The sequence below is a fragment of the Pseudonocardia sp. GCM10023141 genome (assembly GCF_042653605.1).
On the sequence record NZ_JBHSIR010000063.1, the window covers coordinates 39,401 to 51,956 of the forward strand.

Here is a 12,556-nt window from a genome sequence, read left to right on the forward strand (position 1 = left end):
GTATCAATATGAGACTGAATACTGAGTTGATACTTACTGTGGCGGCGCGAGCGCATGCCGCTCGCCCAGCCAGGCTGCGATCTCCGTGGCGGCGAGCTCGTTGCCGGTGGGCTCGCCCGCCACGATCGCGCCGCCGAAGTGCGTGCCGCGCACCGACGCCGTTGTGACGTCCCGGGCACCGAGCGCGGCGATCATCCGGCGGGAGTCGGCGGGGAAGGCGGCCTGGTCCCCGGTGAGCTCGACGAACAGGGTCGGCACGGTGACCCCGGGTGCGCAGCGGACGAAGTCGGCGTTCGAGCACAGGCCCGACCACGTCGAGAGCCAGGCCTCGGGCGTCGTCAGCCTGCCGAAGCCGACCTGGCCGTAGTCGATGAGATCCGGGCGGCGGCCGAACAGCGAGCCGTAGGGGCGCTCGCTGGGGTCGATCGACAGGTCGACGGTGCGGGGGTCGGCATCGGTGCGGAACACGGTGATGATCCGCGGGGCGATCGCGCGGCGCCGGTCGGCGGCGGCACCGCTGCGCGAGAACGCGGCACGGGCCTCGGCCGCCCGCGCGAGGTGCTCGCGGGCGACGGCGTCGATCCGCGCGACCCGGTCGCGCTGCGCCGCCCGGTAGCGGGCCAGGAACTCCGCGGAGTACGACGAGCTCGCCGGGGGTTCGGCGAACCCGTTGGCCGGGCCGAACGGGTCGAGTTCCGAGACGACCGACAGCGGGTCGGCCTCGTCGGCGACCGACGGGTCGATGCAGGCGAGCAGCAGCCGCCCCGGCCCCGGATGCGGGGCCAGGAAGACGGCGCCGTCCGCCATCGGCATGTCCGCTGCGGCCAGGCCGGTGGGCCGCCCGCCGGGTGTCATCGCGATCCGGTCGGCCGCGGCGAGCCCGGCCTGTTCGAGGTAGAACGCGTACAGCGGCCCGCCCCCGGAGTTCCCGAGCGCCACGATCGACGCGAACCCCTGCTCCCGCAGGAACACCAGCCCGGCCGCGACGTCGAGCAGTGCCTGCTCGTGCACGAGCGCGAGGTCGTTGTTCACCGAACGCGCGTGCTGGGTCCACACCGCGGCGCCCGCCGCGAGCAGCGCCGGGACCAGCGGGTGATGGGTGACGTCCTGGCGCGGGTGCATGAGGCAGACGACCGTGGTGGCGCCCGGCACCGTCGCGAGCACGCCGCGCACGGTGGCGCCGTCGGCGGTGGTCAGCTCGTGGACCGACGTGACGGTCGATGCCGGCCTGCCGCCGGCCGCGAGGTAGCGGCCTGCCCCCAACCGCGCCACGGAGCCCGTGGTCATGCCGGCTCCACCCGCCCAGGCTCCACCCGCAGCGCGTCCTTGTCGTGCTGGGTGATGCGGCTGTCGCGGGCGACACCGGCCACCGCGCTGTACCAGACCGCGTGCCGGCAGCCGGTGGCCCGGCGGTCGATCACGATCGGGCCGTCCGCGGTGATCGCGAAGTAGGGGCCGATCCGGTCCACGGTGACCGCGGGGTCCGCCGCGGCGATCTTCGCCAGCGGCGTGTTCTCCGGGACGTCGAGCACGTACAGCGCGGTCACCGCTGCGCCCCCGACCGGGCGAGCTCCCAGTCCGCCGCCCGCTCGACGATCAGCTCCGCCTTGCGGGCCAGCAGCTTGCCGAAGGTGGGCTCGGGCTCGGCGACGACGTCGAGCAGTGCGTCGATCGTGAGCGTGGCGTCGAGGTCCTCCTGCGGCGTGACCGGCCGCATCGCCCGCGTGAACTCGATCATGTAGCCGTTCGGGTCGTGGGTGTAGATCGACTCGATCGTCTCGTGCTTGATCTGCATCTCGACCGGCCACGCGCTGGCGTCGAGCCGGCGCCGGTACTCCAGCAGGTCGGCCTCGTCCTCGACGTGGATCGCGAGGTGGCGCGACCGCACGAAGAACTCCGGCACCGACGCGTCGAACCCGGCGTAGACGTCGCCGCGCTCGTGGGTGTGCACCGGCTCGAGCCCGAAGTAGTAGAAGAACGCGATCCGGTCGTCGTTGCCGATGTCGAAGAAGAAGTGGATGAAGTCGGGGTGGTCCTCGGGACCCCAGCCCGCGGCGCAGATCGAGTGCACCACCGGGAAGCCGAGCACGTCCCGGTAGAAGCGCACCGTGGCGGCCGGATCGAACGTGGGGAACGCCGTGTGGTCGACGCCCTGGACGCGGTGGTCGAGCTCCGTCATGACCTCGACGCTACGCGCGATTCTACGAACTCGTCAACAGTTCGACACTGGAGAAGAACGTCACCCGTCGAGGATGCGTTCCAGGTGGTCGAGGTCCTGGCGCAGCATCGCCAGCGCCGCGGCCGGGCCCTCACCGTCGGGCGTGCGGTGGTCGGCCCGCTGCAGCGCGGCGAGCGCCATGTCGGCGAGCTGGTCGGCCACGGCATCGACGTCGTCGCGGTCGGGCCGGAACCACCACGCCACCCAGTTGCACATGCCCAGCACCGCCAGCGCCGCGACCCGCGCGTCGACCGGACGCAGCTGACCGGCGACGATGCCCTGCTCGATCACGTCGGCCACGGTCTTGAGGACGGCGCGCCGGTTGTCGTCGTAGGACTCCGCGAGCGCGGCGGGCAGCTCCGCCTCGGACCGGATCAGCAGCAGGAACCGATCGGGCTGGCGCGCCAGGCGCACCACCGACATCCTGGCGATCGCGCGCAGCTTGCCGACGGCGTCGAGGTCGGGCCGCGCGACGAGCTCGGCCATCTCGACGGCGGACCCGCCCGCCACGTCGGCCGCCAGCTTCGCCAGCAGCTCGTCCTTGCTCTTGACGTAGTAGTACAGCGCCGGCCGGGTCATCCCCATGGCGTCGGCGATGTCCTGCAGGCTGGTGCCGGCGAAACCGCGCTCGGCGAACAGGCGGATCGCGTGCTCGTACATCTCGTTCTCGACGAGCTCACGACGCGTGCCACCGCCCCGGCCGTTCCTGCCTGGACGCTCGGAGCTGCCGGTCATGGCCGTGAGCGTAGTGCGGGCGCGCGGCACGGCGACGTCACGGCACCCCGCCCGCGACGGTGGCCGCGATCGTGGCCTGCAGGCCCTTCTTGTCCAGCTTCCCGACGAGCGTGCGCGGCATCTCGTCGAGGTGCTCGATGCGCTCGGGCCACTTGAACTTGGCCACCTGCAGGTCCGCGAAGTGCTGCTGGACCTCCCGCAGCGTCAGCGGCGCGCCCCGGACGACGACGAAGGCACAGGTCCGCTCGCCGAGGCGCGGGTCCGGCATGGCCACGACCGCTGCCGCCGCGACCCGGGGATGGCGCAGCAGCAGCGACTCCACCTCCTCGGCGTTGATCTTCTCGCCGCCCCTGTTGATGAGGTCCTTGATCCGCCCCTCGATGCTGACGTACCGTTCCCCGTCGATCCGGCGGATCGCGGCGAGGTCTCCGGTGCGGTAGCAGCCGTCGCCGGTGAACGCGCGGGCGTTGTGCGCGGCGGCGTCGAAGTAGCCGCGCAGGGTGTAGGGGCCGCGACAGACGAGTTCACCGACCTCGCCGTCGGGCACCTCGTCCTCCGTGCCGGGCCGCAGCACCCGGATCTCGTCCAGCGGCGAGATGGGCGTCCCGACCGTGGTGGCCCGCGCCTCCCGCGGGGCCCCCGGCCGGGTCGTGAGCAGCAGCCCCTCCCCCATCCCGAACAGCTGCCCGGACCACAGGCCGCGCCGTTCCAGCTCGTCGAACAGCGCGCCCGGCACCTTGGTACCCGACAGCACCACCTGCGTCAGTGTCGCGGCGGCCGCGTCGAACCCCGGATCGGTGACGGCGCCGAAGTGCCCGTGCCCGAGCAGGACGTGCGTCGCACCCTCCCGCGCCAGCAACGGCAGCGACTCCCCCAGATCCGGGCTGCCCAGCACCAGGCAGGCGCCCACGGAGTGCGCGGCGTGCAGCGCGCAGGTGATGCCGGCGTTGTGGATGATCGGGATCAGGTGCGCGACCCGCGTGTCGGGTGTCCAGCCCCAGGATCGGGCGTACTCGGCCGCGTTGTACCAGTACTCCGCATGCAACCGCGGGATCACCTTCGGCACCCCGGTCGTGCCCCCGGAGAGCTGGAAGACCGCGACGTCATCGGGGTCGATCGCGTCCTGGATCCGCTCGACGGTGGCGCGAGCTCGCGCCGGGTCACCCACCAGTGCGTCGAGGGCGACACCGCGCCCGTCGTCCTCGGCACCCAGTACGAGTACGTGCCGCATCGTCGGGTGGTCGCGCTGCTGCTCGACCGCGAACCCCACCAGGTCGAAGCCGCGGGTGGCGGCCTCGACGAGGTGTGCGACGGCACCGACGCGCCTGCTCACCTCGCCGATCTCGTGCCCGCGGTGCGCGGCGAGCGTGCAGACCGGCACCAGCCCGGCCTTGAGCACCCCGTACCAGGCGAGGACGGAGTCGAGCCGGTTGGTGACCTGGAACAGCACCGGGTCGCCCGGTTCCAGGCCCAGCCCGGCCAGGCCGGCCGCCAGCGCGTCGGTGCGCTCGTCGAGCTCCCGGAAGGTCAGCCTGCCGTCGAGGGCGGCGACGGCGAGGCGCCGCGGGTGCGCCAATGCGACCGCGTGCAGCTCCTCGGCGATCGTCCGGGCACCCCAGAGCCCTGCCTCGCGGTAGCGGTGCGCAACATCCTGCGGGTACCGGACCAGCCGCTCGTCGGTCCTCATGCGCTCTCCCCCGTCCCCGTCCCCTTCTCAGCCCACGTCACCAGGTCGGCGCGACCGCTGACGAGCCCGGCCGCCAGATCGTCGCGCAGGCCCGGTGGCCCCTCCACGACGACGATCCCACCGACCTCGCTGCGCAGTCGTTCGGCCAGGTCCAACCGGGTCAACACCGCGTCGCGGTCGGACGGGCCGACCACGCGGAACCCGGCGGCGCCCGCGGCCCGGCGGCTCCGGGCCGCCGCGACCACGGAGTCACCGGCGGCGCTCCACGGATCGGCCAGCACGTCCGCGACGACACTCAGAGCGAGGGCGTCCGACGCCACGACCCGCCCCGCGAGGTCCAGGTCATCGCGGTGCAGCGGCCGGTCGAGGACCCAGCTCGTCAGGTCTGCGGGGGGCGGGGGCGCGTCCTGTCCCGCGAACTGCCCCAGCGCGGCACCGACGACGTCCGGAGCGGTCAGCGCGAACCGGTCCAGCGGCACGTTCCCGGCCCGGGTCATGTACGCGACCATGAGCTGCTCCACCGGCAGCGCGGTCCGGGAGGCGAACGACTCCCACCACAGCTGGCTGCGCCGCGCGAGCTCCTGCAGCCGTTCGACCGCGGGCCTGCGCACCGCCTCGTAGCGAGCGAAAGCCGCGGCGGGATCGGGCTCCTGCCCGAGCGCCTCGACGAGGCCGATCGCGTCCTCCATCGCCAGCTTCGTTCCGGAGCCGATCGAGAAGTGGGCGGTGTGCGCGGCGTCGCCGAGCAGGACGGTGCGCCCGGCGGACCACCGCGCGCAGCGCACGGTCCGGAAGCGCTGCCACCGGGTCCGGTTGCCGATCAGCGGATGGCCCTGCAACTGCTGCGCGAACACCTCCTGCAGGTATCGCAGCGACGCCGTGTCCGAGGCGTCGAACGGCGTCCCGTCGGTGGTGGCGTCGAAGCCGGCGTTGCGCCACGTCCGCTCGTCGGTCTCGATGAGGAAGGTGCTGTTGCCCCCGGAGTACGGATAGGCGTGCGTGACGAAGGTGCCGTGCTCGGTCGCGACGGGCGCGAAGACCGCGTCGGGGAGGGTGAACCCGGCCCCGCACCAGAGGAACAACCCGCGGCCGATCTCGACGTCCGCGCCGAAGCCGCCGGCCTCCCGGGTGGCGCTGCCGACCCCGTCGGCGGCGATCACGAGATCGGCGTCGAGCTGGTCGGGTGCGAGCCGCTCGCCGTAGGAGAGCCGCACCCCGGCCTTCTCGGCGTGGCGCTGCAGGATCGCGAGCAACTCGGTGCGGGCGACGCCGATCAACCGGTCGTTGCGCACCCGCGCGACGCGGCCGCCGACCTGCATCGTCATGTCGTGGCGGCACCCGGACGCCGCGATGTCGCGCAGCGTGTCCGCGTCGGCGGCCTCGAGCCTGCGCTGGGTGCCCGCGGCCAGCCCGACCCCGAACCCGAAGGTCGTGTCCGGCTCCCCCTGCTCGTGCACGACCACCTCGCACGCCGGCTGCGCCAGCTTGAGCAGCCGCGCGGCGTAGAGCCCGCCGGGCCCCCCACCGATGACGGCGACGCGCCGGAGCACCATGCGTTCCTCCTCTGGTCAGCTGAGTTCCTTGACTACCTTCGCAGACGTTAAATAGTCTACGCAACCGTCAGGACCGCAGCTCACTGCGGCGACCTCCCGCGAAGGAGCGTGAGTCATGGCCTATGTCATCGGCGTGGACGTCGGCGGCACGTTCACCGATGCCGTCCTGGACGACGACGCCGGCACGATCGTCGCCGCGAAGTCCCCCTCCACCCCTCCGGACTACTCACACGGCGTCCTCGATGTGCTGGAGCTGCTCGCCGAGCAGCTCGGCCGCCCGCTGACCGACGTGCTCGCCGACACCCACCACATCGCGCACGGCACCACGTCGTCGCTCAACGCGCTCGTCACGGGCAACGTCGCCCCGGTCGGCTTCCTGACCACCCGCGGCCACCGCGACTCGATCTTCATCATGAACGTCGAGGGCCGCTACCTTGGCCGCTCGCCGCACGAGCTGCAGCACGTGCTCGGCCAGGACAAGGACCACGGGCTGCTGCCCAAGCGGCACGCGCTGGAGGTCACCGAGCGCATCGACCGGGACGGCACCGTCATCGTCGCCCTCGACGAGGACCAGGCCCGCGCCGCCATCCGGGCCCTGCTCGACGACGGCATCCGCGCCATCGCGATCTCGCTGCTGTGGTCGTTCCGCAACCCGGCGCACGAGCAGCGCCTTCGCGAGCTCGTCACCGAGCAGGACCCGGACGTCTTCGTCGCGCTCTCGAGCGAGGTCAGCCCCCGGATCCGGGAGTTCTCCCGCAACGCGACCACGATCATGAGCACCCAGATCGGCCCCGGCCTGCGCGACTACCTGGCCACGTTGGAGGACGCGCTGCGGGAGCGGAAGCTCACCGGGCCGCTGCTGGTCATGCAGAGCAACGGCGGCGCGGTCGCGGCCGCCGAGGCCCCCGCAACGGCGATCAGCACGGTCGGGTCGGTGCTGACCGGCGGCGTCGTCGGCTCGGTGCAGCTGGGCCACCAGCTGGGCCATCGCAACATCATCTCCACCGACGTGGGCGGCACCACCTTCCTCGCCGGCCTCATCGTCGACGGCGAGCCGGTCCGCGACACCACCACGGTGATCAACCACCACCCGATCAACGTCCCCACCCTGCGGGTCGACGCGATCGGGTCCGGCGGCGGCGCCATCGCCTGGCTCGACGCGGGTGGCAACCTGCGGATCGGTCCGCGCAGCGCGGGGGCCGTGCCCGGCCCCGCCTGCTACGGGAACGGGGGCAGCGAGCCCACCAACACCGACGCCAACCTGGTGCTGGGCATCCTGTCGGAGCGGGGTCTGCTGGGCGGGCGCAAGCCGCTGTCGCTGGAGCTGGCCCGCCAGGCCATCGACACCCAGGTCGCGAAGCCGCTCGGGCTCAGCGTCGAGGAGGCCGCCGCGGCGATCCACGCGGTGCAGAACGCCCAGACCGGCGACCTGCTGCGCAAGACCGTCGTCGAGGCCGGCCACGACCCGCGCGGGTTCGTCGTCTACGCCTTCGGCGGTGCCGGCCCCGCGCACTGCGCCCGCTACGCCGCCGAGGTGGGTGTCGACGAGGTCGTGGTGCCGCTGGGCCCGGTGGCCTCGGCGTTCTCCGCCTTCGGCCTCGCGTCCTCCGACGTCGTGCTCGCGGCCGAGCTGTCGGACCCCAGCTTCGTGCCCTTCGATCCCGAGCGGGCGACGAGGAACTTCGCCGAGCTGGAGCAACGGGTCCGCGCCGGGCTCGAGCGCCAGGGCCTGACGTTCTCGACCGTCGAGCTCCACCGCGAGATCGACATGCGGTACACGATGCAGCTCGCCGAGGTCACCACGCCCGTCGCCGCCGGCCCGCTCGACACCGCCGCGGTCGAGGCGGCCGCCGCCGGGTTCGAGGAGCGCTACGCCGCGCTCTACGGCGCCGAGGCCGGGTTCCGCGAGGCCGGGATCCAGGCCATCACGTTCCGCGTGCGCGGGGTCGGCGTGCTGCCCTTCTCCCCGACGCTGCCCGAGGTGGCGCCCGCCGCGTCGCCCGATCCGGCCGCGGCGCAGGTGGGCAGCCGTCCGGTCTGCCTCGACGCCGCCACCGGCTACGTCGACACCCCGATCTACGACTACGGCGCGCTCCGCGCGGGCCACACCATCGTCGGCCCGGCGATCGTGGAGGTGCCCACCACCACCGTCGTCGTCCCCGGCGGCACCACCGGCACCGTCGACCACCTCGGCAACCTCACCCTCCGCACCGCTCGTGTTGGGAGCGCCTCGTGACCATGCCCATCCCCGGCTCCGAGGTCTTCTCGAGCCGCCCCGTCGACCCGGACGAGCTGCAGCGCTCGCTGCCGTCGACGCTGCCGACCCACACCGTCACCCAGGAGCAGATCGACGCGCTCGACCCGCTCACCTACGAGGTGGTCCGACACCGGCTCTGGTCGGTCACCGACGAGATGGGCGAGGCGCTCAAGCGCATGTCCGGCTCGCCGATCGTCACCGATGCCAACGACTTCGACTTCGCGATCAGCGACGAGCTCGGCCAGGAGGTGCAGGTCGGGCTCTACAACACGATGCTCGTCGGCGCCGTCGACCTCGCGATCTACTGGACGCTGCGCCACCGCGCCACCAACCCCGGCATCACCGCGGGCGACATGTTCCTCACCAACGACCCGTGGGTCGGCGGCGGGCTGCACCAGAACGACACCATGGTCTACCAGCCGGTCTTCCACGAGGGAAAGCTGTTCGCCTGGACCAGCGCCATCTGCCACGAGCCGGACCTGGGCGGCGTCGGCCTCGGGTCGTTCTCCCCCGCGGCGCAGGACGTCTTCTCCGAGTCGCTGCCCACGCCGCCGATCAAGGTGGTGCGCGACTTCCAGCTCCAGCGCGACGTCGCCGACGTCTGGGTGCGCCGCTCGCGCGTCCCGATGCTCGTCGGGCTGGACCTGCGGGCGAAGGTGGGCGCCAACAACGTCGGCCGCGAGCGCATCCTCGCGCTCATCGCGCAGTACGGCGCCGACACCGTCAAGGCCGTGATGAAGCGGATGATGGCCGACGCCGAGGCGCGGCTGCGCGGCAAGCTCGCGAGCCTGCCCGACGGCAGCTGGAGCGCCACGGGCTACCAGGACCAGTCCCACGAGGGCGACCGCGGCCTGCACAAGATCACCGTCACCACGACGAAGACCGGTGATCACCTGACGTTCGACTTCACCGGCACCGACCCGCAGGCCGGCGTCGTCAACTGCACCTACGCGGGCATGCGCGGCGGCGTGATGCTCGCGCTGCTGCCGATCCTCGCCGGCGACATCCCGTGGTCCGCGGGCGGGCTCATGCGCTGCTTCGACCTCGTCACCGAGGAGGGCACGCTCAACAACGCCACCTACCCCGCCGCCGTCGGGCGCGGCCCGATCGGGCCCGCCTGGCTCACCGGCAGCCTCGTCGCGGAGTGCCTGTCGCAGATGCTGGACCGCGACCTCGAGCTCGGCCGGAACGTGCAGGCCACCTGCTGCGGCACCTGGGACACCGCCGTGATCGCCGACCTCGACGAGCGCGGCGAGCAGCCCGTGCCGTTCCTCAACATCATCATGGAGCCCATGGCCGGCGGGTACGGCGCGCGGCCGCACGCCGACGGCATCGACACCGGCGGGCTGTTCTGCATCCCCATGGGCCGCATCCCCGACGTCGAGATGACCGAGTTCCTCTACCCCGTGCTCACCCTGTGGCGGCGCGAGGAGCCCGACTCCGGCGGGCCGGGCCGCCACCGCGGTGGTGTCGGCGCGTCCGTCGCGATCACCCCGCACGGCACGTCGCTGCCGATGGGGCTGGTGCTGGCATCGGCGGGCAAGGCCGTGTCCCAGAACGGCGGGCTGTCGGGCGGGCACCCCGGCAACACCGGCCTTGACGTCGTCGCCCGTGGCAGCCGCGTCGCCGCGATGCTGGCCGCGGGCCGGATGCCGACGGAGCTCGCGGAGATCAGCGACGACCTGGAACCCGGCCAGAACTACGCGTCGAGCTACCTCGCGCCCGGCGAGGTGCTCGCGATGACCTGGCAGGGCGGCGGTGGCTACGGCGACCCGCTCACCCGCGACCCCGCGGCCGTCGCCCACGACCTGCGCGAGTACAAGATCACCGCCGCGGCGGCCCGCGACGTCTACGGGGTGGTGCTCGTCGACGGTGCCGTCGACGAGACGGCGACCGGCGCCGAGCGGACGCGACAGCGCGGGGTACGCCGGGACCGCTCCGGCGGCGGCACCTCCGCGGGCACCCTCGACGTCACGGCGGGCAGGCGGCTGGACGACAACCTCGTCGAGGTTCCCGTCGGTGGCGGTCACGTGGTGGCCTGCCGGCACTGCGGCGAGTCGCTGGGCGAGGCGGGGGCACTCACGCTGGCCCGCTACGAGGGACCGGCGACCGACGCCGGACCGCAGATCATCGCGACCGCCTCCGACTACGTCGATGCGCCGGTGGTGTTCCGGCAGTACTGCTGCCCGGGGTGCTGGACGGCCGTCCACTCGGCCGTCGTGCCCGCCGACCACGTCGACGCGCTGGGGCGCACCGCGACCGTCGACGCCTGATCCTCGCTCGCACACACCGCGACGTCCCCGCACCCACCTTGCACGGTGTGTGCGGGCACACCACGGTGTGTGCGAGCAAACAGGGCCGCGACCCGGACCCGGCGCGTTCCTGCTCGTCTTCCTGCTGGTGCGCCTGCTGCGCCGGAGCCGCCGGTAGCCTTCGCCGGTAGCCCTCAGCGGTGCCGGCGGTGCAGCCTCGTCTCGTCGAGGTCGAGCTCCTGGCTGATCGCGACCATGGTTCGCCGGCACGAACGCGAGGTACGGCGTCCCGAGCGAGATCACGACCTGTGTCGGGACATCGCTGATCCGCTCGCGCGCCGCGGCGACGACGACACCCACCAGCAGCCCGAAGCCGACCCCGCCACCGACCTCGACGAGCAGCACGTACGCGGCCGCCTCCGGCACGCCGGTCCGGACGGCCAGCAGGCGGCCCAGCAGCAGTCCCGCGGTCAGCACCACGCCGAAAGACGAAGATCTCCGTCTGCGCGACCCGAGGTACCCCACCTCGCGACGGACCATGCCCCGCGGTGTGGTCACGGCCGGGCCGGGGTATTCGGAGACCATGTCAACGCACCCGCCAGAACCCCAGCCCGCCGTCAGCCCTGGTGTCGAGAAGCTGGCCACCATCGCCTACAAGCCGTTCGGCATGGTGTTCAGCGTGCTCGGCGGTATTCTCGCCAACGTCGTGTTCGGCCAGGTCTGGAAGCGCATCTCCGACGCCCCGACGCCGCCGAACGCCACGGACGAGGACTACACCACCCGCGAGGTCCTGCTCGCGGCCGTCCTGCAGGGCGCCCTGTTCGGGCTGATCAAGTCAGCGGTCGACCGCGCCGGGATGCGCGGCGTGCAGCGGGTACTGGCCGGCGGCCGTCGCTGACCGGGGTGGCGGGGCCATAGGCTGGCGGGGTGACTCGCCCCAACGACGCCGAACGCGGCCGCAACCTGCTGGCCACCGCCCGTACCGGCATGCTCTCCACTCTCGGCGAGGGTGGTTACCCCTTCGGCTCGGTCGTGGCGCCCGCCGCCGACGAGCAGGGACGGCCGCTGCTGCTCCTGTCGGACCTCGCCGTGCACAGCCACAACCTCAAGGCCGATCCGCGCGCGTCGCTGATGGTCACCGAGCCCGGTGCCGGCGATCCGCTGGACCTGGCACGGGTCACCGTGATCGGCCCCGTCACCGAGGTGACCGGCGCTGACGGCCCCACCGCACTCGCCACCTACCAGGGCGTGCATCCCGGCGGGCTGGGCACCGATCACGGGTTCCGGATCTACCGCCTGGACGTGACGTCGGTGCGGTTCGTCGGCGGCTTCGCGCGGATGAGCTGGGTCGACGCGGCCGCGTACACCGCGGCCGAGCCCGACCCGCTGCTGCCGCACGTCGCCGGGATCGTCGGGCACATGAACGACGACCACGGCCCGGCGATGGTGCAGTACTGCCAGGTCTTCGGTGACCGCCCGGACACCGTGACGGCCCGCATGACCGGCATCGACCGCTACGGCTTCGACATGCTCGCCACCGACGGGTCCGGCGGCGAGCACCACGTCCGGCTCCCCTTCGCCGAGCAGGTCACCACACCCGAAGGCGCCCGCAAGGCGCTCGTGGCGATGGTCCAGGAGGCCCGCAGCCAGTGAGTCGCGCAGCAGGCCGGCGGTGATACCACGGTCTCGGTCATCGGGACCGGAGCACCGTGTGGTTGATCTTGCCGAGTGGGCGCTCGGCCGTACGGCGGTTCCTCGCGACCTCGTAGTGCTTGGTCAGGTGCGATGGTCGTGGTGTGTTCCGGCACGGCGTGTGGGCTGTCCGGCCTGGCGCGTTGGGTTTCGTGCCCTGGC

General features: G+C 72.7%; 10 protein-coding genes. 4 read left to right on the forward strand and 6 right to left on the reverse strand.

Annotated features, from left to right (window positions below; translation table 11 throughout):
• Window positions 1-33 precede the first annotated feature (33 nt).
• From ACFPFQ_RS35390 to ACFPFQ_RS35415, 6 genes are read right to left on the reverse strand one after another with little or no spacing between them, the layout of a single operon-like run.
• Window positions 34-1,287 (reverse strand): alpha/beta hydrolase, encoded by a 1,254-nt coding sequence (locus ACFPFQ_RS35390; RefSeq protein WP_379626840.1) that lies wholly within the window; start codon window positions 1,285-1,287, stop codon window positions 34-36.
• Window positions 1,284-1,547 carry a hypothetical protein gene (locus tag ACFPFQ_RS35395; protein ID WP_379626842.1) on the reverse strand — a complete coding sequence of 88 codons (264 nt, stop codon included), beginning with the start codon at window positions 1,545-1,547 and terminating at the stop codon, window positions 1,284-1,286. Before ACFPFQ_RS35395 ends, ACFPFQ_RS35390 begins: the two co-directional genes overlap by 4 nt.
• Window positions 1,544-2,179, reverse strand: a complete 636-nt coding sequence (locus ACFPFQ_RS35400) for a VOC family protein (RefSeq protein WP_379626844.1) — start codon at window positions 2,177-2,179, stop codon at window positions 1,544-1,546. The genes ACFPFQ_RS35395 and ACFPFQ_RS35400 overlap by 4 nt, the downstream gene beginning before the upstream one ends.
• Window positions 2,180-2,239: 60 nt before the next feature.
• Complete coding sequence (locus tag ACFPFQ_RS35405; RefSeq protein WP_379626846.1) at window positions 2,240-2,953, reverse strand: TetR/AcrR family transcriptional regulator; 714 nt, start codon at window positions 2,951-2,953, stop codon at window positions 2,240-2,242.
• A gap of 37 nt (window positions 2,954-2,990) precedes the next feature.
• Complete coding sequence (locus tag ACFPFQ_RS35410; RefSeq protein WP_379626848.1) at window positions 2,991-4,640, reverse strand: (2,3-dihydroxybenzoyl)adenylate synthase; 1,650 nt, start codon at window positions 4,638-4,640, stop codon at window positions 2,991-2,993.
• Window positions 4,637-6,193 carry an FAD-dependent monooxygenase gene (locus tag ACFPFQ_RS35415; RefSeq protein ID WP_379626850.1) on the reverse strand — a complete coding sequence of 519 codons (1,557 nt, stop codon included), beginning with the start codon at window positions 6,191-6,193 and terminating at the stop codon, window positions 4,637-4,639. Before ACFPFQ_RS35415 ends, ACFPFQ_RS35410 begins: the two co-directional genes overlap by 4 nt.
• A gap of 115 nt (window positions 6,194-6,308) precedes the next feature.
• Between ACFPFQ_RS35415 and ACFPFQ_RS35420 the strand changes: the two genes are divergently transcribed.
• The 4 genes from ACFPFQ_RS35420 to ACFPFQ_RS35435 all read left to right on the forward strand — a co-directional run bounded on the left by ACFPFQ_RS35420 (window position 6,309) and on the right by ACFPFQ_RS35435 (window position 12,355).
• Entirely contained in the window at window positions 6,309-8,429 is a 2,121-nt protein-coding gene (locus ACFPFQ_RS35420; protein WP_379626852.1) for a hydantoinase/oxoprolinase family protein, read from the forward strand.
• Window positions 8,426-10,723: a hydantoinase B/oxoprolinase family protein gene (locus tag ACFPFQ_RS35425; protein WP_379626854.1), complete on the forward strand. Its 2,298-nt coding sequence runs from the start codon at window positions 8,426-8,428 to the stop codon at window positions 10,721-10,723. The genes ACFPFQ_RS35420 and ACFPFQ_RS35425 overlap by 4 nt, the downstream gene beginning before the upstream one ends.
• A 562-nt stretch (window positions 10,724-11,285) precedes the next feature.
• Window positions 11,286-11,600: a DUF4235 domain-containing protein gene (locus ACFPFQ_RS35430; RefSeq protein ID WP_379626856.1), complete on the forward strand. Its 315-nt coding sequence runs from the start codon at window positions 11,286-11,288 to the stop codon at window positions 11,598-11,600.
• 29 nt (window positions 11,601-11,629) lie between these two features.
• On the forward strand, window positions 11,630-12,355 hold the full coding sequence (locus ACFPFQ_RS35435) for a HugZ family protein (RefSeq protein ID WP_379626858.1): 726 nt from the start codon (window positions 11,630-11,632) through the stop codon (window positions 12,353-12,355).
• The last annotated feature ends 201 nt before the right edge of the window (window positions 12,356-12,556 follow it).